Below are 22,616 nucleotides of genomic sequence, written 5' to 3' on the forward strand. Positions count from 1 at the left end.
TTCTTACATTTCCAGGGCGCTCAGCCACCAGGGGTCAGTGGATGACCTTGAGCCCCACGACGCAGCCGATGATGCCCAGCACGAGGAGCACCTTCGCCACCGAGACCGGCTCGTCGCCGGTCAGCATCGCGAAGGCGACCGTGAGGGAGGCGCCGATACCGACCCACACGGCGTACGACGTGCCGACGGGGAGGTCGCGCATCGCGTAGGCCAGGCCGCCCATGCTCAGCACCAGCGCCACCACGAAGGTGACCGACGGTCCCACCCGCGTGAACCCCTCGGAGCGACCCAGCGCCGTGGCCCACACTGCCTCGAGGACGCCCGACAGGACGAGCACCAACCACGGCATCACTGGCCCCCGGGGCTTCTGACCACCCAGGCCTCGAGCTTCGAGAAGCCCTTGACGGAGACCCGCCGGAGCCGCCGCCAGCGCGGGCCTTCCTCGTCCTTGTCCTCGGTCTCGTCGACCATCGCGTCGTGGGTGCCGTGGTCGACCACGACCGCCCCGGGACGGGCGACCGAGGTCAGGCGCGCAGCGACGTTGACGGTCGAGCCGTAGACGTCGCCGAGGCGTCGTACGACGGGGCCGTAGGCGATGCCGGCGCGCACCTGGGGGAAGAGGTCGTCGTCGTCGGCACCGCGGCGGGTGAGCTCGAGAGCCACGTCCACGGCGGCCGCCGGGTCGTCGACGGTGAACAGCACCTCGTCGCCGATGGTCTTGATGACACGGCCACCGTGGTCGACCACCGTGGCGGTCGTCTCACGCTCGAAGTTCTCGATCCAGGTGACCAGCTCGTGCTCGTCGAGCGCCTTGCTCTGTGCGGTGTAGCCGACGATGTCGACGAAGCACACGGCCATCCGGGCCTCGCCCTCGACCAGCGAGTCGGTCTCGCTGAGCAGCCGGCTGGCCGCACTGGCGAGATGGCGTCGCCAGACGTAGGCCTGGAGCTGCTCGACACGGGGCAGCGCCTCCAACGCGAGCTCGGTGAGCCGTGCGTCGGGGTCGGGCCCCTCCACTGCGATGCCGGCCAGCAGGCTGACCTGCCAGTCGGCCAGGCGTGCGTAGCTGCGACCCCACGTGCGCACCAGCGCAGCCTGCGAGTCACCGCTGAGGATGCCCAGCGCGACGAGCTCGACGGAGGTCTTCAGGGCCTCGACGTCGCTGGGGGCGAAGGCGATGTCCTCGTCGCTGTGGTGGGGGAACCCGAGGTGGTGCCACAGCTCCTCGGCGAGGTCGAGGGGAACCCCGGCACGCTCGGAGACCTCGACCCTGGTCAGGCTCGGCGACTCGCCGAGGAGGAACGCCTCGAGGTCCTCGACCGTGCGGGAGAGGTCACCCAAGACGTCAGCCCTCGATCCGCTCCGCGGCCGCGGAGCGCAGTGCCTCACCGAAGGCGGGGACGTCGTCGGCAAGGCGCTCGAGCTGCTCGCTGGTGAAGTGGACGACCTTGAGCGGCGTGAGCGAGACGACCGAGGCCGAGCGCAGCGTGTGGTTGACGATGGCGGACTCGCCGACGACGTTGCCGGCCCCGAGCCGCGCGACCTCCTCGCCGTGACGGCGCACCGAGACCTCGCCCTCGAGGATCAGGTAGGCCTTGTCGGCGGGGGTGCCCTCGCCGATCGGCGACCACCCCTGCGGGAGCGTCAGTCTGGTGCCGGCGGCCAGTACGCGCTTGGCGTCCTGGGGATCGAGGGAGTCGAGGATCTCGGCCATGAAGGGTCCTTGGTGCTCGGTGGTGGTGGGGACAGTCTGTCCAACGATCGGGGTGGCCGTGCGTGATGCCCAGTCCACGAGCGGCCAGCACCTGAGCGGTCAGTCCTGCGGCAGCGGGTCCCTGGAGATCGGGCAGCTCATGCAGCGCGGGCCGCCCCGACCGGAACCCAGCTCGGACCCGGCGACGCGGACGACCTCGATGCCGGCCTCCTCGAGGCGCTCGTTGGTCTCGTCGTTGCGCTCGTAGGCGACCGCGACGCGCGGTGCGAGGGCCAGGGTGTTGTTGCCGTCGTCCCACTGCTCCCGCTCGGCGGTGACCGGGTCGAGGCCGGTGTCGATCTGGTGGAGGGTGTCGATCTGCATCGCCTTGGCGGCAGCGACGAGGAACGGCGCGTGCTGGCTGACGTCGAGCACCAGGTCGTTCTCGTCGGACCCGTGATCAGCGACGGTGACCGTGACGGCCTCGAGGGTGTGGGCGATGTTGGGGTACATCACCACCTTGTCGACGTCGACCATCGTGCAGATGGTGTCGAGGTGCATGGTGGCCCGCTCCTGGGCGATCGGCACCGCGAGGACCGTGTGGGCCAGGTCGGCGTGGAAGACCTGGCGGGCCAGCCGCTCGACGCCTGCGGGCGTCGTACGCTCCCCGACGCCGACCGCGACGACGCCCGGGGCGAGCAGCAGGACGTCGCCACCCTCCACGTGCTCGTTGTGCCAGCCGTGGATCCGGCGGGTGCCGGCGAAACGCGGGTGCTCGGTGTAGATCAGCTCGGTCAGCTGGGTCTCCCGCTTGCGGGCCGGCATCGCCAGGCTCGTGACGGCCACCCGGTCGCGGATCCAGACGCTGGAGTCGCGCGTGAACAGCAGGTTGGGGAGCGGGTCGACCAGGAAGTCGTGGGGGTCGAGGAGGCTGGTGACCAGGCCGTGGCCGCCGCGCACCTCGTCGTTGCGGATCCCGGCGATGAGGATCTCGGTGAGCTCGACCGGGCTCTTGTCGCGCAGCGCGGTCGCGAGGTAGCGCCGCATCGTGTCGCCGAGGTGGAGCCCGCTCAGCGCGCTGGTGATCGCGTGGTTGCGCGCCAGCTCGCTCTCGAGGGTCTCGGTGAGGAGCTCGCTCAGGTAGAGCACCTCCACCCCCCGACCGCGCAGGGTCTCGGCGAACGCGTCGTGCTCCTCCTGGGCCCGGTTGACCCACGGGATCCCGTCGAAGAGGAGCTTGTCGTTGTTGCGCGGGGTGAGCCTCTTGAGCTCGTTGCCCGGCCGGTGGAGCATCACTGTGGTCAGGCGGCCGACCTCGCTGTCGGCGCCGTGCGGGGTGGACATGGCGTCGACTCTAACGTCCCCGCCCCGCGCGCCACTCGTCGGCGAGCAGGGCGTAGTCGAGGGAGTCGGTCCATCGGCCCTTGGACCAGAAGTCGCCGATCCGGTGCGACTCACGCCGCATCCCGAGGCGCTCGCAGAGCGCCGCCGACCGGTCGTTGCGGGCGTCGAGGTTGGCGACGACCCGCCGCAGGCCGTAGTGCTCGAAGGCGATCTCGAGCACTGCGCGGGCTGCCTCGGTGGCGTAGCCGTGGCCGCCCTGCCCCGGGACGATGGTCCACCCGATCTCACCCTCGGTGAGCCCCGTGCCGCCGAGGATCAGGATCACGTCGCCGACGACCGTCCCGTCCGCGACGGTCTCGGCGACGAGGCGGAGGAAGAAGGGGTCCGGCTCCTCGACGTTGCGGCGCACCCACGCGGTCACCTCGGCCGGGTTCATGGGCAGGCTGAGCAGCAGGCTGCTCCACTCCTCCGAGGCCCACGCCTCGAAGAACGCGGCCTCGTCGCCGTACTGCAACGGGCGCAGCACGAGGCGTTCGGTGCGGATCCGGACGTCGGGGGCCACCGGCGTCAGGAACTCACGCCGGGGCGCCTCCACCCAGGTCTCCCGCACGGTCGGTCCACCGAACCGCAGTCGGTCGTGGTCGGTCATCGGCAGCAGGAGCTCGTCGAGGCCGAGCACGCCCACGACCCCGTTGACCGCCTCACCCAGCATCCCGCGCGCGACCGGGTCGCGTCGATCGCGGCGCAGCGCGTCGACGGCGGCCTGAGCCTGGGCCACCCGTGCGGCCTTCTGCGTGATGCGCACCGGCGTGACGTCACGCAGGCAGACGTAGCGGCCGGAGAGGTAATGGCCCCACTCGTCCTCAGCGGTGGCAGGGTCGTCGGGCCAGAAGGACACGAACCAGTCGTGCAGCCGATCGGTCCCACCCGCTACCTCGGCGAGCCGGGCGTGGTCAGCGGGCACCATGGGGGTGCCGTCGGAGAGGAGGTACGACGGCAGCGGCAGGCGGCCGGCCAGCATGTCGCGCAGCACGGCGTCGCTGCCCACCTCGACGAAGTGCTCGCGCACGTAGGCGTCGTCACCGGCCGTCATCGCGTGCTCGCCGTTGGTCGCGACGTAGCGCCGGCGCACGTCCGCCAGGAGGTCGGGATCCAGCGGCGTCAGGTCATCAGCTCCCACAGGGTCAACCCTGCCATCAGGACGCACACGGTCGCACCCACGTAATGGAGCACCGAGAGGCGGACGTGGTTGAGGAGAACGCGCCCGACGATGACCGCGAGCCCGGACACCGCGAGCAGCGCGCCCCAGGCACCCAGGAAGACGCTCACCGGGTCGTCGTACTTGGCGACGAGGGAGATCGTGAGCAGCTGGGAGAGGTCGCCCCACTCGGCGGCGAAGAGCACCAGGAAGCTGGTCAGCACCACCTTGAGTCCGTGGGCGGTGGGGTCGGCCTTCTCGGCGTACTCCGACTCCTGCTCGGGCTCGTGCGCATCTGCCGACCGGGCCTCGCGGACGAGGATCACCGCGCCGATGGAGAACATCACCGCGGCGGCGACGTGGACGGCGTCGTCGGGGAGGAAGGACGCCGCCTTGCCGAGCCCCACGGCGACAAGGGTCTGGGCCAGGAACGCGAGCCCGACACCGATCCAGACGAACAGCGGGCGCATCTTGGTCGACATGACCAGCGTCGCGATGAAGGTCTTGTCGGGCAGCTCGACGACGAAGATCGAGCCGAACGTCAGGACCACCACCACCAGATCGAGCACCGACCCATCCTCTCAGCCGCGCTCGCGCAGAAGGGCCCGGGTCGCTGCGACCGCCTCGGCGAGGACGTCGTTGGCGGGTCGGCCCAGGGCGCTCGCAGCTCGCGCGACGTCGTCCCACTCCGGCTGGGCGTTGACGATCTCGCCCTCGTGACGGGCGAGCTTGACGTCGATGCCGTGGCCGTCGACCTCGACGGCGACCATCTCGCGGTCGAGCGCATGCTTGCCGAGCGGGACCTCACGCACCCCGATGGTGGAGGTGTGACGCCAGATGGCCGCCCGCACCCGTTCGGCGTCCGCAGCCGAGACCAGCACCGAGAGCGTGTGGGCAGGGCGACCCTTCTTCATCAGGATCGGGGTGAGCCAGGCATCGCTGGCACCCGCCTCGAGCAGCGCCGCGATCACGCTGGGCCACACCCGCGGGTCGAGGTCGTCGATGTTGGACTCGATCAGCAACGGCTGGCGCCGGTCGACGTCGGCGCCCACCGGCTCGCCCACGAGGATCCGCAGGACGTTGGCGTGGGTGTCGGGGTCGCGGCCGCCCGCACCCACGCCGACCTCGCGCACGGTCATCTCCGGCTGGGGCCCCCAGGTGTCGGCCAGCGTCGTCAGGAGCGCGGCGCCGGTGGGCGTGCACGACTCGGTCTCGCCCGGTCCCGCCAGCGAGGGCACGCCGCGCAGCAGCTCGGCCACGGCCGGTGGGGGGACGGGCAACAGGCCGTGGGCGCCGCGGACGGTGCCCGAGCCCACCGCGACGGGCGACACGGTGATCGTGCTCCCGGCGGCTCGCCGGAGCTCGACGAAGCCAGCGCACGCCCCGACGACGTCGGCGATCGCGTCGAGGGCACCCACCTCGTGGAAGGCGACGTCGAGGGGGTCTGCGCCGTGGACCCGGGCCTCGGCGGCGGCGAGCCGCTCGAAGACCCGCAGCGCGAGGGCCCGGACGTCCTCGTGGAGCTCGGCGGCCAGCAGGCGCGTGCGGATGTCGCGCCAGGTGCGGTGGTGCTCGGAGTCTTCGATCTCCACGTGGCAGCGGGTCGCGGCGAAGCCGTTGCGCTGGACCTGCTCGACCCGCAGCGACACGGGCTCGGGCGCGATCGCGTCGACGGCCGCCTGGATCACGGAGAGATCCGCCCCGGCACCGAGCAGCGCACCGAGCAGCATGTCGCCGCTGGCGCCCCCGGAGGCATCCACCCAGATGGTCACCGGCCGGTCGCGTCCCGCTCGGACAGCCGCTCGGACACCCGCTGGGACACCCGCACGATGCGCGCGGCGGCCACGCCGGCGCCGTACCCGTTGTCGATGTTGACCACGGTGATGCCCGGCGCGCAGGAGTTGAGCATTCCCAGCAGCGCCGCCAGGCCGCCGAACGAGGCGCCGTAGCCGACGCTGGTCGGCACGGCGATCAGGGGCACGCCGATCAGCCCGCCGACCACCGAGGGCAGCGCGCCCTCCATGCCGGCGACCACGATGACGCAGTCGAGGGTGGCGAGCTCGTCGCGCACGGCGAGGAGGCGGTGGAGCCCGGCGACGCCGACGTCCCGGATCTCGACGGGTGCGGCGCCGTGGGTGGCGACGGTGAGGGCGGCCTCGGCCGCGACCGGCGCGTCGGAGGTGCCGGCGCTGATGATGCCGACGCGGCCGTGGTGCTCAGGAGTCGGGCCGAGCGTGGCGGCCCGCGCCACCTCGTGGACCTCGGCCCCGACTGCGCGCGCGGCCGCCATCGCCTCCGGCGAGAGCCGGGTCGCCAGGACCGCACGCTCCGGGTGCTTGGCGTGCAGCGCGGTGAGGATCGCGGCCACCTGCTCGGGTGTCTTGCCGGCGCCGTAGACGACCTCGGGGTCACCCGTCCGCGCCTCGCGGTCGAGGTCGACGCGCGCGAAGCCGAGGTCGGCGATGCGGTCGTCGGTCACGCTCCGAACCTACCCCGGTCAGGCGCTCCGGAACTCGTCGGCCGGGTAGACGCCGAGCACCTTGACCTCGGTGGTGAAGAAGGCGAGCTCCTCGAGCGCGTTGCGCACCGCCGGGTCGTCGGGGTGGCCGTCGACCTCGGCAAGGAACTGGGTGGCCGTGAAGTGACCGCCGACCATGTAGCTCTCGAGCTTGGTCATGTTGACGCCGTTGGTCGCGAACCCGCCGAGCGCCTTGTAGAGCGCGGCCGGGAGGTTGCGGACGTTGAAGATGAACGAGGTGACCACCGGGCCGTTGCCACGGGGAGCCTTGTCGAAGTCGCGCGAGAGCACGATGAAGCGCGTCGTGTTGTGGTCCTCGTCCTCGACCTCGTCGCGCAGGACCTCGAGGCCGTAGATCTCGGCGGCAAGCGGCGGCGAGATCGCGGCCTGGGTCGGGTCGCCGGCCTCGGCGACCTCGCGAGCCGCCCCGGCGGTATCGCCCGCGACGACCGGGACCAGCCCGAGCTCTCGGATCACCCGACGGCACTGGCCGAGGGCGTGCACGTGGCTGTGCACCGTGCGCAGCTGGGAGACGTCGGTGCCCGGCAGGCCCATCAGCGCGAACTGGATGCGGAGGAACCGCTCGCCCACGATGTGCAGGCTCGAGGCTGGCAGGAAGTGGTGGATGTCGGCCACCCGCCCCGCGAGGGAGTTGTCGATCGGGATCATCGCGAGGTCGGCGTCGCCGTTCTCGACGACGGCGAAGACGTCCTCGAACGATGCGCACGGGACGGCTTCCCACTCCGGGTAGGCCTGCTGGCACACCAGGTGGCTGTTGGCGCCGGGCTCGCCCTGGTAGGCGATCCTCCCGGTCGCGGAGTTCGTCGTCCCGCTCACGGTCGTCGAGTTTGGCACGCCCGGCCGCGTCCACCCGCCCCCGCCCGGTGATCGGTCATAGGGTCGCGACGTGCTGATCGTCGCCCTCCTCGCCCTGGCCGTCGCCCTGGCCGCCGCAGCGATGGCCGCCGTCGCCCTGCGCCGTGCCCAGCAGCCGCCTGCGCGCGGCAGTGCCGACGCCCTCCCCGAGGACGTCGTGGGCCTGCGTCAGGAGGTCGCCGCCCTCCAGGCCGAGAACGCCGACGCCCTGCGCCACCTGTCGGTGGTGAGGTACGACGCCTTCGGCGACGTCGGCGGCCACCTCAGCTGGAGCCTGGCGATGCTCGACGACGCCGGGCACGGAGTCGTGCTCACCTCCATCCACGGGCGCAGCGAGGCCCGCACCTACGCCAAGTCGATCAGCGGCTGGGCGTGCGAGCAGCCCCTCTCGCCCGAGGAGGAGGAGGCGATCGAGCACGCCCGGCCTGCGTGACGACCCGGCAGGAGAGTCAGGACCGCAGGACCTTCTCCATGGCCTTGCCACGGGCGAGCTCGTCGACGAGCTTGTCGAGGTAGCGGATCCGGCGCATCAGCGGGTCCTCGACGTCCTGCACCTTCACCCCGCACACGCTGCCGGTGATCTGGTCGACGCGGGGGTTCAGCCGCGCCTGGGTGAAGAAGTCGGCGAAGGTCGTCTCGTTGGCGAGGTGGCGTGCGAGCTCGGTCTCGTCGTAGCCGGTGAGCCAGCAGATGACCTGGTGGAGCTCGGCCTTGCTGCGGCCCTTCTTCTCGACCTTGGTGACGTAGTGGGGGTAGACCGAGGCGACGCTGACGTCGAAGATGCGGTGCACCCGTAGGAGCCTACGCGTGGCTCGTGCCGCGGGACAGGGCTCAGCGCGGCACCCGCACGAGCAGTCGCCCGTGGATGCACTCCATGCGCAGCTCGCGGCCCGGCCCGATCGAGTCGCCGTCGAGCTGGCGCGGGGTGTCCGTGTGGGCGCGCAGGACCACGCGCTGGCCGGTGCGGCGGTCGATCAGCTCGTCGACCCGCGTGCTGCGGGCCAGCACCCGGGTGGCGAGCGGGATCCAGGACAGGAACTTCTTGGGGTGGAGGATCACCACGTCGAGGAGGCCGTCGTCGATGGCAGCGTCCGGGAGGAGGGGCATCCCCGCCTGCAGGTAGCCGACGTTGCCGACCACGACGGTGCGGGCGCGGTGGATCGTCGGCTCCTCGTCGTCGATGGCGATCTCGACCTTCACCGCCGGGAACATCAGGGACTTCAGCCCGGACAGGACGTAGGCCACCCAGCCGATCCGCTTCTTGATGTCGTCGTTGACTCCCTCCATGATCGCGGCGTCGAAGCCCATCCCCGCCATCACCATGAAGTGGGTCTTCTCGATGCCGTCGCCGCTGACCTCGACCAGGTCGATGGCGCGGTCCTGGCCGTTGAGGGCGACGTCGATGGCGGAGCGGATGTAGAGCGGGATGCCCAGGTTGCGTGCGAGGAGGTTGCCGGTGCCGGCCGGCACGATCCCGACCGGAATGCCCGTGCCGGCGAGCTCCGCGCAGACCTCGCGGACGGTGCCGTCGCCGCCGCAAACCATGACGAGGTCGGCGCCCTCGACCGACGCCTTCTCCGCCATGCCGGTCCCGGGGTCCTCGACGGTCGTGTAGTGCCAGACCGGCTCCGACCAGCCCGACTCACGGGCGAGGTCACCGACGATCGCGCGGAACTGACCGACGTCCTCGACCTTGATCGGGTTGAGCACCACCGCGAGGCGCCGCTGGGAGACGAAGACCTCCGGCAGGGGCTGGTTGCGTGCCGCGATCGAGCGCGGGCGCGGGTCGAGGACCGCGAGCCCGAGGAGCACGACGGCCGCACCCAGCAGCGACCCACCCACGACGTCGCTGGGGAAGTGTCGGCCCAGGAAGACGCGGTCGGCGCAGACCAGGAGCCACCACAGCAGCGCCACGCCGGTGGCGAGGCGGCGCAGCTGGGAGCGGCGTACGAAGAGCAGTGCGAGGACGATGAGGATGCCGGCGAACGCGGCCGCGGACGACGCGTGGCCCGACGGGAAGCTGTGGGTGTCGTGGAGCCCGACGGTGTCCTGCCACTGGGGGCGGTCGCGACCGAGCCAGAGCTTGAGCACGGTGGTCGCCAGCGCCGTCACCACCATGACGAAGACGGCGAAGGCCGCGGCCCGGCGCTGCCCGCGGACGAACAGCCAGACGGCGGCCAGCGAGGTCAGGACCGTCATCCCGATCGTGTTGAAGCCCAGCTCGATCGCGCGGAGCACCTCGACGAGGGGGGCGTTCTCGTCGGCCCAGTCCTCGCTGCGGCGTCCCCACTGGTCGAAGCCGTCGAGCGGGGACCGGTCACCGGTCACCGCCCAGGTGAGCGCGGCGAAGACGAGCAGGCACAGCGCGGCCCACTGCAGGGGAACTCGGCGAGGGGCGTCCAGCACGCCGAGAAGTATGCCTGCCGGTCGCAGCGGATAGCCTGACCGCATGATCGATCCCCGCCTGCTCCGTGACGATCCCGACCGCGTGAGGGCGGCCCAGGCCAAGCGCGGCCTGTCCGACGACGTGGTCGACCGGGCTCTTGCGGCGGACGAGGCGCGGCGCGGGGCGATCGCCACGTTCGAGGCCCGGCGGGCAGAGCAGAAGTCCAGCGGCGCGCTGGTCGCCAAGGCGCAGGGCGAGGAGAAGCAGGCCCTCCTGGCACAGGTCAAGCAGCTCGCCGCCGGCGTCAAGGAGGCAGAGGCCGCGCGCAACGCCGCCGAGGCCGAGTGGGACGAGGCGATCCGGGCCATCCCCAACGTCGCGGCCGACGAGGCGCCGCCGGGCGGTGAGGACGACTTCGTCGTGCTGGAGCACGTCGGCACTCCCCGCGAGTTCGACTTCGAGCCGCGCGACCACGTCGAGCTCGGCCGGATGCTCGGCGCGATCGACCTCGAGCGCGGTGCCAAGGTGAGCGGCTCGCGGTTCTACTTCCTCACCGGGGTCGGCGCCCAGCTCGAGCTCGCCCTGGTCAACATGGCGATGGACCAGGCGCGCAACGCCGGCTTCACCCAGGTGATCGCTCCGTCGCTGGTCAAGCCGCGGGCGATGGAGGGCACCGGCTTCCTCGGCCAGGCCGCCGACGACGTCTACCGCATCGAGGGCGAGGACCTCTACCTCGTCGGCACCAGCGAGGTCGCCATGGCGGCCTACCACTCCGACGAGATCCTGGAGGCCGCCGAGCTCCCTCGTCGCTATGCCGCGTTCAGCCCGTGCTTCCGCAAGGAGGCCGGCTCCCACGGCAAGGACACCAAGGGCATCATCCGGGTCCACTGGTTCGACAAGGTCGAGATGTTCGTCTACACCACGCTCGAGGAGTCCTACGCCGAGCACCAGCGGCTGCTCGGCTGGGAGAAGGAGTTCCTGGACAAGCTCGAGGTCGCCTACCGGGTCATCGACGTCGCCGCCGGCGACCTCGGGCTCAGCGCCCAGCGCAAGTTCGACTGCGAGGTGTGGATCCCCACCCAGGGCAAGTACCGCGAGCTCACCTCGACCTCCAACTGCACCGAGTTCCAGAGCCGGCGCCTCGACATCCGCACCCGCGTCGACGAGCGGACCGTCCCGGTGGCCACCCTCAACGGCACCCTGACCGCCATCACGCGCGCCATCGTGGCGATCCTCGAGACCCACCAGAACGCCGACGGCTCGGTCACCGTGCCCGCGGCGCTGCGCCCCTACCTCGGCGGCCTGGAGGTCCTGGAGCCCGTCGGTGGCTGAGACTGACGCAGGCTGGCGACCCCGGGTCGTCGCCCTCGACATCGACGGCACCCTGCTGAAGTGGGTCGACGGCCAGAGCGCGCCCTACGAGACCATCCCGCCTCGCATCTACGACGCGGTCCACCGCGCGCTCGACGCGGGGGCGCACATCGTGCTCGCCAGCGGGCGGTCGCCGCACGGCATGACCGGCATCGCCGACCTCCTCGACATCCCCCGTGACGGCGCCGACCGGCTGTGGATCGTCGCGTCCAACGGTGCGGTGATCTTCCGCTACCCGCCGATGGAGGTCGTCCACGAGGAGACCTTCGACGCGGCCCCGGCGGTCGCGGCCGTCCTCGAGCACCACCCGCAGGCGCTCGTCGCCGTCGAGGAGCGCGGGATCGCCGGCTACCTCGTCAACCGCCACTTCCCCGAGGGCGAGCTCTCGGGTGAGCAGGTCATCACCGACGTCGCCGACATCATCGGCGAGCCCGTCAGCCGCGTCGTCATCCGCGACCCGGACGCCACCGCCGAGGACTTCGTCGAGCTGGCTGCCCGCCTTGGCCTCCACGGCACCGACTACGTCGTCGGCTGGACGGCGTGGCTCGACCTCGCGCCGGTGGGCGTCTCCAAGGCGTCCGGCGTGCAGCACGTCTGCGACCAGCTGGGGCTCACCGCTGCCGACGTCCTCGCGATCGGCGACGGCCGCAACGACATCGAGATGCTGGGCTGGGCCGGTCGTGGCGTGGCGATGGGGCAGGCCGTGCAGGAGGTCATCGACGCTGCCGACGACGTCACCGCCACCGTCCACGACGAGGGTGCCGCGGTGGAGATGGAGCGATGGTTCCCCGCGTGAGGACGATCTCGTGACAGGACTTCGTCCTTCCTCGACCACCGGCCGGCCTCGCCTGGTCGCCACCGACCTCGACGGCACGCTGCTCCACTCCGACGGGACCGTGACCGACCGCAGCCGCGCGGTGCTAGCCGAGCTCGACGCCCTCGGCGTACCCGTCGTGTTCACCACCGGTCGCCCCGTCCGCTGGATGGAGGAGCTGTGGGACCACGTCGGCGGCCACGGCCTCGCGATCTGCTCCAACGGCGGGATCGTGTACGACGTCGCGCAGCGGCGGGTGCGTGACGTCCGGGCCGTGCCCCGTCAGGCCGCACTCACCGTGGCCGAGCAGGTCAGGTCAGCGATCCCGGGCACGACCTTCGCCATCGAGCACGCGGAGGGCTGGGCCACCGAGCCCGGCTTCCCGAGTCATCCCGACGACCACACCGAGCGGCCCCAGGGCAGCCTGGCCGACATCTACCGCGACGACGTCGCCAAGCTGCTCGCCGTCCACCGGTCGATGGACCCCGAGGAGTTCTGGCGCCAGGTCGAGGCCACGGTCGGCGAGGTCGTGACCACGACGTGGTCCTCGACCTTCGCCCTGGTCGAGATCAGCGCCGCCGGCGTCACCAAGGCGACGACGCTGGCGATGCTCGCGGCCGAGATGGGCGTCGGCCCCGACGAGGTCATCGCCTTCGGCGACATGCCCAACGACCTGGCCATGCTCCAGTGGGCCGGCACGTCCTACGCCATGGCCAACGCCCACCAGAGCGTCCTCGACCTCGCCGAGCACGTGGCTCCGCCGCACGACGAGGACGGCGTCGCCTCGGTGCTCACCGAGGTCTTCGGGCTGGGCGAGTGAGTGTCGGGCCGCTCGCTAGGCTGACCGGCATGCTTCGCCTCCGCCGTTCGCTCGGCCGTCTGCTGGGCGCCGTCCTGGCGCTCGTCGTGGTCTCGCTCGGGCTGGTGCTCACCACCCAGAGCCCCGCGCTCGCGTGCAGCTGCGCCCGCGTCGACGTCAAGAAGCTCGTCGACCAGGCTGACGTCGTCTTCGTCGGCAGCGTCGACGCGATCGCCGAGGAGGGTCGTCGCTTCGTCTACGACATCACGGCCTCCCGGACCTACAAGGGCGAGGTCGAGCGCGAGACCAGCGTGACCTCGCTGCAGCAGACCAGCGCCTGCGGGCTGGGTGCCCTCCAGGTCGGCCGCGACTACGTCTTCCTCGCGGCCGGCAGCGCCGCGCCCTTCGACGCCAATGCGTGCGGTGGGAGCGGCCCCGCCATCACCAAGCGCGTCACCGCCGTCGAGGCGGTCGTCGGGGCAGGCACGGCCATCGAGCCTCCACCGCCTCCGAAGGCCGTGCGCACCAAGGTCGAGGAGGACCCGCCGATCGGGCTGGCACGGGCGGCCGCGCCCGGAGCGGCGGCCGTGCTGGTCGGCCTGCTCGGCCTGCTCGTCGTACGCCGCATGGCCCGCCGCGCCCGATAGTCCGTATCAAACGGCTCGCTCGGGCCTGCCTCGCGGGAGCTTCTTGATACGGAGTATCCGGGGGCTAGAGGTACATCCCCCCGGAGCCACCGGGTGCCGTCTCGTCACCCGGTCCGTCCTGGGGCTGGGCGTGCCGGCCCGGCCCGGGCTGCTGCATGCCGTGCCCGCCGCCCATCGGCAGCGCCCGGCGCATCTCCTCGAGCTGGCTGCGGGCCGCGATCTGCTGGGCGTAGATGGCCGTCTGGATGCCGTGGAAGAGGCCCTCGAGCCATCCGACGAGCTGGGCCTGGGCGATGCGCAGCTCACCCTCGGACGGCGTGCCGTCCTCGGTGAAGGGCAGCGAGAGCCGCTCCAGCTCCTCGACCAGCTCGGGCGCCAGACCCGTCTCGAGCTCCTTGATGGAGGCTGCGTGGATCTCCTTGAGGCGAGCACGGCTGGCCTCGTCGAGGGGCGCGGCCTTCACCTCCTCGAGGAGCTGGCGGATCATCGACCCGATCCGCATCACCTTGGCGGGCTGCTCGACCAGGTCGGTCACGTGGCGCTCGCCGTCGCCGTCCTCCGCGTCACCCTCGCCGGAGCTCTCCATCATCCCGGGGAGCGCGCTCGCCGGGATGGTGCCGACGGGCTGGCCGTCAGGGCCGACCACGACGACCTGCTCCTCGGGAGCCTGCTCGGGCTGCTGGGGGCCGGGCTGCTGGGGGGACGTCATGGTCCCCACCCTAGAAGGTGAGCACCAGCTTGCCGGTGTGGGCGCCGTCCTCCATCAGCTGGTGCGCGCGGGCGACGTCCTCGATCGGCATCGTCTCGTGGATGACGGGCTTGACCGACCCGTCGGCGACCCGTGGCCAGACGTTCTCGACGACGCCGCAGCAGATGGCGGTCTTCTCGGTGACCGGGCGCGCCCGGAGCGAGGTGGCGGTCACCGACCCGCGCTTGCGCAGCAGGGTGCTGATGTCGAGCTCGCCCTTGGTGCCGCCCTGCATGCCGATCACGACGAGCCGCCCGCCGGTGGCCAGGGCGTCGACGTTGCGGGTGAGGTACTTGGCGCCCATGTTGTCGAGGACGACGTCGGCACCGCCGGCCTCCGTCAGCACCGCGACGAAGTCCTCCTCGCGGTAGTCGATGGCCGCCACTGCCCCCAGCTCCCGGCACAGTGCGAGCTTGTCGGGCGACCCGGCCGTGGCGTAGACCTCGGCGCCACGCGCCGTCGCGAGCTGGATGGCCATCGTGCCGATGCCGCCGGCACCCCCGTGCACGAGGAACCGCTCCCCGTCGCGGAGGTGGGCGGTCATGAACACGTTCGACCACACCGTCGCCGCGACCTCGGGCAGAGCGGCCGCCTCGACCAGGGACACCCCGCCGGGCAGCGGCATCACCTGTCCGGAGGGTACGACGACCCGCTCGGCGTACCCGCCTCCGGCAAGGAGGGCGCACACCTCGTCGCCGACCTTCCATGCATCGACGCCCGGGCCGAGCCCGGCGACGCGACCGCTGCACTCGAGCCCGATGATGTCGCTCGCCCCCGGCGGTGGGGGGTAGAAGCCGCGTCGCTGCAGCGTGTCGGCCCGGTTGACCGCGGTGGCCACGACGTCGATCAGGACCTCGCCGGGGCCGGGCTCGGGGGCCGGGAGGTCGGTGACGCCCAGGACCTCGGGGCCTCCGGTGCCGGAGACCACGACAGCGCGCATGCTCATTCCTCTTCGAGGGCGTCGAGCGTGTGGTCGACCTCGGAGTCGTCGGGGACGTCGTCGTCGATGTCGTCGGGATCGGGCGCGTCAGCCGGTCGGTCCCAGTTCTCGGCGAGGAACTGCGCCTTCGCGGCGAGTCCCTCGATCCGCTCCGGGCTGGCCGACTTCTGACCCGCTGCGATTCCGAGGAGGTAGGTCGTGATCGGCGCCGCGGGCCGTTCGACGTTGTGGGCCGCCACCCGTGCGAGGTCGAGGACGAGCGCCTCGTCGATCTCGGCCTCGATGTCGAGCGTGTCGCAGAGCTCGTCGATCCAGTCGTGGAGGTTCACAAGGCCCAATCTTCATCACCTGCGGCAAGTCCGCAACCGGGTCCGCTCATTGGGAGAGGTCGCGCAGGTCCGACCAGGTGTCGATGTCGATGCCCTCCTCGCCCACGCACGGGACGTCGGCAAGGTCGAGGGGTTCCAGCAGGCTCCGCAGGCTCATCCCGTGCTGCTCCTCGAGACCCGGCCGCTCGAGTCGCAGGCGCTGGGCGTCGAGCACGCCGGCCAGCTGCCGTCGCCCGTCGTGGTCGACGAGGAACGCCCCGTCGCACCCGACGCTCGCCTCGCGCAGCCGCCTGAAGGTGTGGGGTGTCACCCGCGGCATGTCGACCGCGAGGACGCCGACCAGGCGCGGCCTGCGCAGCAGCGCGTCGACGCCGGTGAGCAGTCCGGCGACCGGGCCGCCGCGCGGCGGGTCCTCCCGGACGGTCGTCACCGGGCGGATGGTGCGCACGGGCTCGGGCCCCACGACCACGACCTCGTCCGCGTCGAGGAACGCGTCGATGGCCAGCTCGAGGAGGGTGCGCCCGTCGAGCTCGATGCTCGACTTGTCGATGCCGTCCATCCGGGCCGCGGTGCCGCCCGCGAGGATCACGCCGCAGAATCCGGCCGCCGACATGTCAACGCTCATGCCGGTGATCCTCCCACCCGGCTCGCGGGCGGGGTTTCAGGTGGCAGGCTGGTGCCATGACCGACGACCTCCGCGTGCGCGTGCTCCAGTGGGCGAGTGGGCTTGATCCAGCGGTCAACCGAGCGCGCCTCTCCGACGGCGTGACCAACGGGTCGCGGGACGCGGACCTGGTGGTCTTCCCCGAGGCGTTCGCCCGCGACTTCGGCGAGGCCGGCTCGGACGTCAGCGAGTTCGCCGAGCCGCTGGACGGCCCCTTCGCCGCCGAGGTCGGCCGGCTCGCGGGCCAGGGCGGCACGACCGTCGTGGCCGGCATGTTCGAGACCAGCGACGACCCCGCCCGGCCGTTCAACACGCTGGTCGTCCGCGGCGGCGCCGAGGCGGACTACCGCAAGATCCACCTCTACGACTCCTTCGGCTACCGGGAGTCCGACCGGCTCACAGGGGGCGCCCTCGACCCCGTGGTGGTGGAGGTCGAGGGCTGGCGGGTGGGGCTGATGACCTGCTACGACCTGCGCTTCCCAGAGCTGGCGCGGCGGCTGGTCGACCACGGCGCCGAGGTGCTCGTCGTACCCGCCGCGTGGTTGCCGGGTCCGCTCAAGGTCGACCACTGGCGCACCCTCCTGACGGCTCGAGCGATCGAGAACACCGTCTACGTCGTGGGAGCCGCACAGCCTGCCCCCCGCTACTGCGGCCACTCGCTCGTGCTCTCGCCGCTCGGCGAGGTGCTGGCCGAGGCCGGAGCCGAGGAGACCGCGCTGGAGGCCACGCTGAGCCGCGAAGCCCTCGCCGGGGCGCGCCGCACCAACCCCTCCCTGGCCAACCGCCGGCTGTAGCCTCCATCCTCGTGTCCCCCCGTCCCGCAGACCGCGCTCGCGGCAAGCGCGCGGCGGAACGACCCCCTTCTCGACTGACCCGCGTCCGACCGGCCGCCCCCCGCCGTTCACCTCGGCCGACAGAGGCCGCACCGGCTGCAGCCACCGAGACCGCGCCAGGAGTGACCCAGCCGGCCGAGGCCTATACGCCACCGGCGTGGCTGCTCACCGCGTGGTGGGTCGTCATCGGCGCGGGGACCGTCGCCCTGCTGCTGAGTGCGTTCGACGTCGGTCCGGCGTGGATGTCGAGCGCCGCCTCGGTCGGCGTGGTGACTGCCTTCTCGTGGCTGCTCGCCACGCGTGCGGCCGGTCGTGCCTTCGTCTCGGCGCTCGTCGCGCTCGGGCTCGCGACGACCGCTGTGGTCGTCGGCGGCGAGGTGCTGCTCTCCGGGGCGTCGCTGATGACGTGCGTGGTCGGGGGCGTCTACGCCGTGATGGCGACCGTGCCTGCCGTGACCTTCGGCCGGGCCGTGCGGGAGACGCTGATCGCCTCGGGGATCTCGGTGATCACCGCGCTCGCGGCGGTCGGCTTCGAGCCGTCGGTCTCGGTCGAGCGGTACGACATCGCCTCGGTGCTGCTCGCGCTCGTCCTCGCCGTCGCGATCGTCTTCCGGCTCGGCGCGGGCCTGCACGGCCTGGGGCGGCGCGGCCTGATCGCGGTCGCCTTCGCGCTCGGGGTGATGGTCGCGACGGTGGCCTACGCCGAGCTCCTGCAGCGTTATGGCAGCCAGGACATGATCACCACGGTCCTCGACTTCGTCGACGCCACCCGCGACCGGATCATCGCCTTCCCCCGCCCGCTCGTCGTGCTGCTCGGCATCCCCGCCCTCGTGTGGGGCACCCACCTGCGCGCCCGGCGGCGGCAGGGCTGGTGGGTGTGCACCTTCGGTGTCGCGGCGACCGTCCCGATGGCGGCCGGGCTGGTGGCCGCCGACAGCTCCTACCTCGAGGCCGCCCTGCGTGCCGCCTACTCCCTGCTGCTGGGCCTGGGCCTTGGCTACCTGGTGATCCGCGCAGACCTGGCCCTCACCGGGTCCCGCGGGGCCGGGGCGCGGCGGGCCGAGGAGGCCGAGGCGCTGCGGCCCGAGCCGTCCCGCTTCGCCGAGCTCTGACGTACCCCGACGCCCTCCCGCGGGTCACGCAAGAATTCGCATCCCCGCTCGTCGCGCAACGATTTCCCCGTCCCCGCTGGTCGAGGAAGGACGAAGTCCTGTCACGAGACCCAGCTCCCAGCGATCGAGGCCTACGGATCGGTAACCGTTAGCGTCGAGGACCATGGCCCGCCACCGTCCTCTCGAGATCGTGTCCGAGCTCGTCGCGAACGTCCTCTCCCTGGAGTGCGCGGTCGGCGACGAGGTCGAGGCCGGTCAGACCGTCGTGCTGCTGGAGTCGATGAAGATGGAGATCCCGATGCTCGCCGAGCGAGCCGGGCGCGTGTCGGCGATCAAGGTCACCGTCGGCGACGTCGTGCAGGACGGCGACGTGCTCGTCGTGCTCGACTGAACGCCACCAGGCCCAACCGCGAGATCTGAGCTCGCTCAGTCGGTGCTCTTCTTGCGGTCGAGGCTCGCGGCCGTGTAGGGATCGTGTCCTCCCGGCCCCTGCATCGCCTGGAAGTACATCGCCCCGACGCTGGGGTCGCCGCCGCCGGCGTGGGATCCGTGCACGTAGGGGCTGCGCTTCCGGCGCTGGTCGACTCGCCAGCCGGCGAACAGGATCGCGCCGAGGACCGAGCCGACAGACAGCCAGAACATGAACCCATCATTCACCGGCGATGCCACGGCGTCCATGGAGTCCGAAGAGTGGTGGAGCCTAGGGGACTCGAACCCCTAACCCCCTGCTTGCAAAGCAGGTGCGCTACCAATTGCGCCAAGGCCCCCGGTGGTGGAGCTTCAGGCCTTGTGGACGTTGTCCGTGGCCTCGGCCCAGAGGGCCTGCTCGTTCTTGCTCTGCTCCAGCTTCTTCTTGGCGAAGGCTGCGCCGGCGGCAGTGAGCAGGACCATCAGGATCTTCTTCAATGGACTTCTCCTTGGAGCGAGCTGGGTGGGCCTAAGAGGACTTGAACCTCTGACCTCTTCCTTATCAGGGAAGCGCTCTAACCGTCTGAGCTATAGGCCCGGGGTGGTGCTGGCGCCGCGACGTGCGGCGACGCCGAAGATTACCTGACCCGCCCGAGGGGGAGCCAATCGAGGTGGGTCTGGCTCAGTGCTCGTCCTCGGAGAGGGTCACCTCGATGCCGCCGAGCAGGGCGGCGGCGAGGTTGTAGAGGAACGCCGAGAGCGTGGCTAGCGCGGTCAGCAGGATGACGTCGAGGACGGAGACCAGCAGCGTGAACCCGAGGACCCGCGACATCCCCACATAGGCGGTGATGTCGAACTCGCTGGTGTTGTTGTCGCCCTCGACGACGCTGGCGACCGCGGAGTTGATGGAGTCCCAGACACCGGCTGCTCCGAGCACCGACCACACCATGAAGATCGCCACGAACGTGACAACGCCGAAGGCGACCGAGAGCAGGAACGACGTCTTCATCACCGACCAGGGGTCGATGCGGGTCAGTCGCAACCGCGCGCGCCGGGGAGCCTTCGCCGGGCGGCTCTTGCGAACCGGTGCCGAGTCGGAGCTGGCGCGGTGCTCCTGGGCGGCGTTGGTCAGCGTCGCCTGGACCCGCTCCCCGAACGAGGGCTTCGAGTCGTCACGTCCGGTCGACGACCGGGAGGTCGTGGTGCGCTCCGCCATGGATCACTCCTCCGCGTCGTCGGTGGTCGGAGCCTCGATTGTTGCACCCTCGGCAACCTCCGGCGACTCGGCGGAATCGTCGGCCTGCGGCTCCGCGGTCGGGGTCTCCGCTGCCTCGGCGGCCTCCTCGACCTCGGCCTCCACCGCTGCCTCGACCGATCTGGCCACCACGGCGACGGAGTCGCCCTTCTTGGGCGTCACGAACTTCACGCCCATCGTGGAGCGGCCGGTCGCGCGGAAGTGGTCGTTGATCGGGCTGCGCACGACCTGGCCCATCTCGGTGATCGAGAGGACCTCGTCACCCTCCTCGACGATGAAGGCGCCGACCAGGCCGCCGCGGTCCTCGTTGGAGAGCGACATCGCCTTGATTCCCAGGCCGCCGCGGGACTGGGTGCGGTAGTCGGTGATGCGGGTCCGTTTGGCGAAGCCGCCGTCGGTGATGGTGAAGACGTACTGCGGGTGGACGCCGAACAGCTGCGTCATCTCGCTGTCCGCGACCTCGCCCTCGGTCGCCTCCTCGGCCTCCTCCTCCGCGGCCACCTGGGCGGCGCGGATGACCGACATCGACAGCACGGAGTCGCCGTCGCGGAACTTCATCCCGGTGACGCCAGACGTGGCCCGGCCCATCGGCCGAAGCTGCGAGTCGTCGGCGGGGAACCGGATCGCCTGGCCCTTGCGGGAGACGAGCAGGATGTGGTCCTCGGAGCTCACCAGCTCGGCGCCGATCAGCTCGTCGTCCTCGTCGCGGAAGTTGATCGCGATGACGCCGGCCTGGCGCGGGCTGTTGTAGTCGCCCAGGCGGGTCTTCTTGACCAGGCCCTTCTTGGTGGCCAGCACCAGGTAGGGCGCCTGCTCGTAGTCGCGGATCGCGAGCACCTGGGCGATGTCCTCGTCGGGCTGGAAGGACAGCAGCCCGGCGACGTGGCCGCCCTTGGCGTCGCGCGCGGCCTCGGGGAGGTTGTAGGCCTTGGTGCGGTAGACCCGTCCGGCCGTGGTGAAGAACAGCAGCCAGTGGTGGTTGGTGGTCGCGATGAAGTGTTGTACGACGTCGTCGCCACGCAGCGTCGCACCGCGCACGCCCTTGCCGCCGCGCTTCTGGAGGCGGTACTGGTCGGCCCGGGTGCGCTTGGCGTAGCCGCCGCGCGTGATGGAGACGACCAGGTCCTCGTCGGGGATGAGGTCCTCCATCGAGAGGTCGCCGTCGGCCGCGATGATCTGGGTACGGCGGTCGTTCCCGTGCTTGGCCACCACCTCCGCCAGCTCGTCGATGACGATCTGTCGCTGTCGCATCTCGTTGGCGAGGATGTCCTCGAGGTCGGCGATGCGCACCTCGATGGCGGTCAGGTCGTCGATGATCTTCTGGCGCTGCAGCGCGGCGAGCTGACGCAGCTGCATGTCGAGGATCGCGGTCGCCTGGATCTCGTCGATGTCGAGCAACGCGATGAGGCCGGTGCGGGCCTCGTTGACGTCGGGCGAGCGCCGGATCAGGGCGATGACCTCGTCGAGCTGGTCGAGCGCCTTCGCAAGACCACGCAGGATGTGGGCGCGCTTCTCGGCCTCGGCCAGGCGGTAGCGCGTCCGGCGCTGGATGACCTCGATCTGGTGGGCGACCCAGTTGCTGATGAACTGGTCGATCGAGAGCGTCCTGGGCACGCCGTCGACGAGCGCGAGCATGTTGGCCGAGAAGTTGGTCTGCAGCTCGGTGTGCTTGAAGAGGTTGTTGAGCACGACTCGGGCCACGGCGTCGCGCTTGAGCACCACGACCAGCCGCTGACCGGTCCGCGAGGAGGTGTCGTCGCGGACGTCGGCGATGCCCTGGATACGGCCGGTGTCGGCGAGCTCGGCGATCTTGAGCGCCAGGTTGTCGGGGTTGACCATGTAGGGCAGCTCGGAGATGACGAGCACCGTGCGGCCCTTGTTGTCCTCGTCGATCTCGACGACAGCGCGCTGGCTGATCGAGCCGCGCCCGGTGCGGTAGGCCTGCTCGATGCCCTGGCGGCCGACGATCAGCGAGCCCATCGGGAAGTCGGGGCCCTTGATCCGCTCGAGCAGCGCGTCGAGCAGCTCCTCGCGAGTGGCTTCGGGGTGCTCGAGCGCCCAGGTCGCGCCCTCGGCCACCTCGCGCAGGTTGTGGGGCGGGATGTTGGTGGCCATGCCGACCGCGATGCCGGCGGAGCCGTTGACCAGCAGGTTGGGGAACCTGGCGGGCAGGATCGTTGGCTCCTGGGAGCGGCCGTCGTAGTTGGGCTGGAAGTTGACGGTGTCCTCGTCGATGTCGCGGACCATCTCCATGGCCAGCGGCGCCATGCGGCACTCGGTGTAACGCATCGCCGCGGCCGAGTCGTTGCCCGGCGAGCCGAAGTTGCCCTGGCCGTTGATGAGCGGCGCTCGCAGCACCCACGGCTGGGCCAGGCGCACCATGGTGTCGTAGATCGCGGTGTCGCCGTGGGGGTGGTACTGACCCATGACGTCACCGACGACGCGGCTGCACTTGGAGAACCCGCGGTCGGGGCGGTAGCCGCCGTCGTACATCGCGTAGAGGATGCGACGGTGCACGGGCTTGAGGCCGTCGCGCACGTCGGGCAGGGCGCGTCCCACGATGACGGTCATCGCGTAGTCGATGTAGGACTGCTGCATCACCGTCTGCAGCTCGACTGCCTGGACGCGCGGGTCGCCGCCGTCTCCGCCGTCTGTGGTGGTGGTGGGGATCTCGGTCATCT

27 protein-coding genes and 2 tRNA genes are annotated in these 22,616 nt (G+C 71.3%); 8 read left to right on the top strand and 21 right to left on the bottom strand.

Annotation, left to right across the window (positions count from 1 at the left end):
- Positions 1-34: 34 nt before the first annotated feature.
- From EXE58_RS07850 to EXE58_RS07890, 9 genes are all read right to left on the bottom strand, one after another.
- Positions 35-349, bottom strand: a complete 315-nt coding sequence (locus tag EXE58_RS07850; RefSeq protein ID WP_135267368.1) for a DMT family transporter — start codon at positions 347-349, stop codon at positions 35-37.
- Positions 349-1,341, bottom strand: a complete 993-nt coding sequence (locus EXE58_RS07855) for an adenylate/guanylate cyclase domain-containing protein (RefSeq protein ID WP_135267369.1) — start codon at positions 1,339-1,341, stop codon at positions 349-351. Before EXE58_RS07855 ends, EXE58_RS07850 begins: the two co-directional genes overlap by 1 nt.
- Positions 1,342-1,345: 4 nt before the next feature.
- Complete coding sequence (locus tag EXE58_RS07860) at positions 1,346-1,714, bottom strand: Crp/Fnr family transcriptional regulator (RefSeq protein WP_135267370.1); 369 nt, start codon at positions 1,712-1,714, stop codon at positions 1,346-1,348.
- Positions 1,715-1,813: 99 nt separating this feature from the next.
- Entirely contained in the window at positions 1,814-3,037 is a 1,224-nt protein-coding gene (locus EXE58_RS07865) for an arginine deiminase (RefSeq protein ID WP_135267371.1), read from the bottom strand.
- A 10-nt stretch (positions 3,038-3,047) separates the two neighbouring features.
- Entirely contained in the window at positions 3,048-4,217 is a 1,170-nt protein-coding gene (locus EXE58_RS19705; RefSeq protein WP_208544171.1) for a GNAT family N-acetyltransferase, read from the bottom strand.
- Positions 4,199-4,804, bottom strand: coding sequence for a TMEM165/GDT1 family protein (locus EXE58_RS07875; protein ID WP_135267372.1), 606 nt, complete (start codon positions 4,802-4,804; stop codon positions 4,199-4,201). Before EXE58_RS07875 ends, EXE58_RS19705 begins: the two co-directional genes overlap by 19 nt.
- Positions 4,805-4,816: 12 nt before the next feature.
- Complete coding sequence (gene larC, locus EXE58_RS07880) at positions 4,817-6,007, bottom strand: nickel pincer cofactor biosynthesis protein LarC (RefSeq protein ID WP_244242478.1); 1,191 nt, start codon at positions 6,005-6,007, stop codon at positions 4,817-4,819.
- Positions 6,004-6,714 carry a nickel pincer cofactor biosynthesis protein LarB gene (gene larB / locus EXE58_RS07885; protein WP_244242479.1) on the bottom strand — a complete coding sequence of 237 codons (711 nt, stop codon included), beginning with the start codon at positions 6,712-6,714 and terminating at the stop codon, positions 6,004-6,006. The genes larC and larB overlap by 4 nt, the downstream gene beginning before the upstream one ends.
- An 18-nt stretch (positions 6,715-6,732) precedes the next feature.
- Entirely contained in the window at positions 6,733-7,590 is an 858-nt protein-coding gene (locus EXE58_RS07890) for a prephenate dehydratase (RefSeq protein WP_135267373.1), read from the bottom strand.
- 70 nt (positions 7,591-7,660) lie between these two features.
- Here EXE58_RS07890 and EXE58_RS07895 point away from each other — a divergent pair, with 70 nt between their 5' ends.
- Positions 7,661-8,062 carry a DUF4446 family protein gene (locus tag EXE58_RS07895; protein WP_244242480.1) on the top strand — a complete coding sequence of 134 codons (402 nt, stop codon included), beginning with the start codon at positions 7,661-7,663 and terminating at the stop codon, positions 8,060-8,062.
- A 16-nt stretch (positions 8,063-8,078) separates the two neighbouring features.
- On the opposite strand, the gene EXE58_RS07900 is transcribed toward EXE58_RS07895, so the two are convergent.
- Positions 8,079-8,420 (bottom strand): DUF2200 domain-containing protein, encoded by a 342-nt coding sequence (locus EXE58_RS07900; protein ID WP_135267374.1) that lies wholly within the window; start codon positions 8,418-8,420, stop codon positions 8,079-8,081.
- Positions 8,421-8,460: 40 nt separating this feature from the next.
- Positions 8,461-10,035 (bottom strand): bifunctional phosphatase PAP2/diacylglycerol kinase family protein, encoded by a 1,575-nt coding sequence (locus EXE58_RS07905; RefSeq protein WP_244242481.1) that lies wholly within the window; start codon positions 10,033-10,035, stop codon positions 8,461-8,463.
- A gap of 43 nt (positions 10,036-10,078) precedes the next feature.
- Between EXE58_RS07905 and serS the strand changes: the two genes are divergently transcribed.
- From serS to EXE58_RS07925, 4 genes are read left to right on the top strand one after another with little or no spacing between them, the layout of a single operon-like run.
- On the top strand, positions 10,079-11,347 hold the full coding sequence (gene serS / locus EXE58_RS07910; protein ID WP_135267376.1) for a serine--tRNA ligase: 1,269 nt from the start codon (positions 10,079-10,081) through the stop codon (positions 11,345-11,347).
- Positions 11,340-12,182, top strand: coding sequence for an HAD family hydrolase (locus EXE58_RS07915; RefSeq protein WP_135267377.1), 843 nt, complete (start codon positions 11,340-11,342; stop codon positions 12,180-12,182). Before serS ends, EXE58_RS07915 begins: the two co-directional genes overlap by 8 nt.
- 10 nt (positions 12,183-12,192) lie before the next feature.
- Positions 12,193-13,020, top strand: a complete 828-nt coding sequence (locus EXE58_RS07920) for a Cof-type HAD-IIB family hydrolase (RefSeq protein ID WP_135267378.1) — start codon at positions 12,193-12,195, stop codon at positions 13,018-13,020.
- A gap of 29 nt (positions 13,021-13,049) precedes the next feature.
- Positions 13,050-13,646 (top strand): hypothetical protein, encoded by a 597-nt coding sequence (locus EXE58_RS07925; RefSeq protein ID WP_135267379.1) that lies wholly within the window; start codon positions 13,050-13,052, stop codon positions 13,644-13,646.
- A 64-nt stretch (positions 13,647-13,710) separates the two neighbouring features.
- Here EXE58_RS07925 and EXE58_RS07930 read toward each other — a convergent pair whose 3' ends face one another.
- Genes EXE58_RS07930 through mobA form a run of 4 tightly spaced genes read right to left on the bottom strand, consistent with a single transcriptional unit; the run spans position 13,711 to position 16,288 of the window.
- Positions 13,711-14,355 (bottom strand): bacterial proteasome activator family protein, encoded by a 645-nt coding sequence (locus EXE58_RS07930; RefSeq protein ID WP_135267380.1) that lies wholly within the window; start codon positions 14,353-14,355, stop codon positions 13,711-13,713.
- A 10-nt stretch (positions 14,356-14,365) separates the two neighbouring features.
- Positions 14,366-15,334, bottom strand: a complete 969-nt coding sequence (locus EXE58_RS07935) for an NAD(P)H-quinone oxidoreductase (RefSeq protein ID WP_135267381.1) — start codon at positions 15,332-15,334, stop codon at positions 14,366-14,368.
- 2 nt (positions 15,335-15,336) lie between these two features.
- The gene (locus EXE58_RS07940) at positions 15,337-15,663 is read right to left on the bottom strand and encodes a DUF6457 domain-containing protein (protein ID WP_135267382.1); all 327 of its coding nucleotides are present in this window, start codon (positions 15,661-15,663) and stop codon (positions 15,337-15,339) included.
- A gap of 46 nt (positions 15,664-15,709) precedes the next feature.
- The gene (gene mobA / locus EXE58_RS07945) at positions 15,710-16,288 is read right to left on the bottom strand and encodes a molybdenum cofactor guanylyltransferase (protein WP_135267383.1); all 579 of its coding nucleotides are present in this window, start codon (positions 16,286-16,288) and stop codon (positions 15,710-15,712) included.
- Positions 16,289-16,344: 56 nt separating this feature from the next.
- Here mobA and EXE58_RS07950 point away from each other — a divergent pair, with 56 nt between their 5' ends.
- The 3 genes from EXE58_RS07950 to EXE58_RS07960 all read left to right on the top strand — a co-directional run bounded on the left by EXE58_RS07950 (position 16,345) and on the right by EXE58_RS07960 (position 18,663).
- Positions 16,345-17,121, top strand: a complete 777-nt coding sequence (locus EXE58_RS07950; RefSeq protein ID WP_135267384.1) for a carbon-nitrogen hydrolase family protein — start codon at positions 16,345-16,347, stop codon at positions 17,119-17,121.
- Positions 17,122-17,282: 161 nt separating this feature from the next.
- Entirely contained in the window at positions 17,283-18,272 is a 990-nt protein-coding gene (locus EXE58_RS07955) for a hypothetical protein (protein ID WP_244242482.1), read from the top strand.
- A 163-nt stretch (positions 18,273-18,435) separates the two neighbouring features.
- On the top strand, positions 18,436-18,663 hold the full coding sequence (locus EXE58_RS07960; protein ID WP_135267386.1) for a biotin/lipoyl-binding carrier protein: 228 nt from the start codon (positions 18,436-18,438) through the stop codon (positions 18,661-18,663).
- A gap of 35 nt (positions 18,664-18,698) precedes the next feature.
- Here EXE58_RS07960 and EXE58_RS07965 read toward each other — a convergent pair whose 3' ends face one another.
- The 6 genes from EXE58_RS07965 to gyrA form a co-directional block, all read right to left on the bottom strand.
- Entirely contained in the window at positions 18,699-18,914 is a 216-nt protein-coding gene (locus EXE58_RS07965; RefSeq protein WP_135267387.1) for a hypothetical protein, read from the bottom strand.
- 49 nt (positions 18,915-18,963) lie between these two features.
- Positions 18,964-19,039 (bottom strand) — tRNA-Ala (locus EXE58_RS07970).
- Between the two features lie 13 nt (positions 19,040-19,052).
- Positions 19,053-19,178: a DLW-39 family protein gene (locus EXE58_RS20005; protein ID WP_244242483.1), complete on the bottom strand. Its 126-nt coding sequence runs from the start codon at positions 19,176-19,178 to the stop codon at positions 19,053-19,055.
- A gap of 26 nt (positions 19,179-19,204) precedes the next feature.
- Positions 19,205-19,278 (bottom strand) — tRNA-Ile (locus tag EXE58_RS07975).
- Between the two features lie 84 nt (positions 19,279-19,362).
- Positions 19,363-19,896 carry a DUF3566 domain-containing protein gene (locus tag EXE58_RS07980; RefSeq protein ID WP_135267388.1) on the bottom strand — a complete coding sequence of 178 codons (534 nt, stop codon included), beginning with the start codon at positions 19,894-19,896 and terminating at the stop codon, positions 19,363-19,365.
- Positions 19,897-19,899: 3 nt separating this feature from the next.
- On the bottom strand, positions 19,900-22,614 hold the full coding sequence (gene gyrA / locus EXE58_RS07985; protein ID WP_135267389.1) for a DNA gyrase subunit A: 2,715 nt from the start codon (positions 22,612-22,614) through the stop codon (positions 19,900-19,902).
- Positions 22,615-22,616: the final 2 nt, after the last annotated feature.

The sequence above is a fragment of the Nocardioides seonyuensis genome (assembly GCF_004683965.1).
GTDB lineage: Bacteria > Actinomycetota > Actinomycetes > Propionibacteriales > Nocardioidaceae > Nocardioides > Nocardioides seonyuensis.

Coding starts and splice junctions, on each gene's coding strand:
- EXE58_RS07865 (WP_135267371.1), bottom strand. CDS start 3,037: ATGTCCACCCCGCACGGCGCCGACAGCGAGGTCGGCCGCCTGACCACA.
- EXE58_RS07965 (WP_135267387.1), bottom strand. CDS start 18,914: ATGTTCTGGCTGTCTGTCGGCTCGGTCCTCGGCGCGATCCTGTTCGCC.
- EXE58_RS07860 (WP_135267370.1), bottom strand. CDS start 1,714: ATGGCCGAGATCCTCGACTCCCTCGATCCCCAGGACGCCAAGCGCGTA.
- EXE58_RS07960 (WP_135267386.1), top strand. CDS start 18,436: ATGGCCCGCCACCGTCCTCTCGAGATCGTGTCCGAGCTCGTCGCGAAC.
- EXE58_RS07925 (WP_135267379.1), top strand. CDS start 13,050: ATGCTTCGCCTCCGCCGTTCGCTCGGCCGTCTGCTGGGCGCCGTCCTG.
- EXE58_RS07850 (WP_135267368.1), bottom strand. CDS start 349: ATGCCGTGGTTGGTGCTCGTCCTGTCGGGCGTCCTCGAGGCAGTGTGG.
- EXE58_RS07935 (WP_135267381.1), bottom strand. CDS start 15,334: ATGCGCGCTGTCGTGGTCTCCGGCACCGGAGGCCCCGAGGTCCTGGGC.
- EXE58_RS07980 (WP_135267388.1), bottom strand. CDS start 19,896: ATGGCGGAGCGCACCACGACCTCCCGGTCGTCGACCGGACGTGACGAC.
- serS (WP_135267376.1), top strand. CDS start 10,079: ATGATCGATCCCCGCCTGCTCCGTGACGATCCCGACCGCGTGAGGGCG.
- EXE58_RS07930 (WP_135267380.1), bottom strand. CDS start 14,355: ATGACGTCCCCCCAGCAGCCCGGCCCCCAGCAGCCCGAGCAGGCTCCC.
- EXE58_RS07950 (WP_135267384.1), top strand. CDS start 16,345: ATGACCGACGACCTCCGCGTGCGCGTGCTCCAGTGGGCGAGTGGGCTT.
- mobA (WP_135267383.1), bottom strand. CDS start 16,288: ATGAGCGTTGACATGTCGGCGGCCGGATTCTGCGGCGTGATCCTCGCG.
- gyrA (WP_135267389.1), bottom strand. CDS start 22,614: ATGACCGAGATCCCCACCACCACCACAGACGGCGGAGACGGCGGCGAC.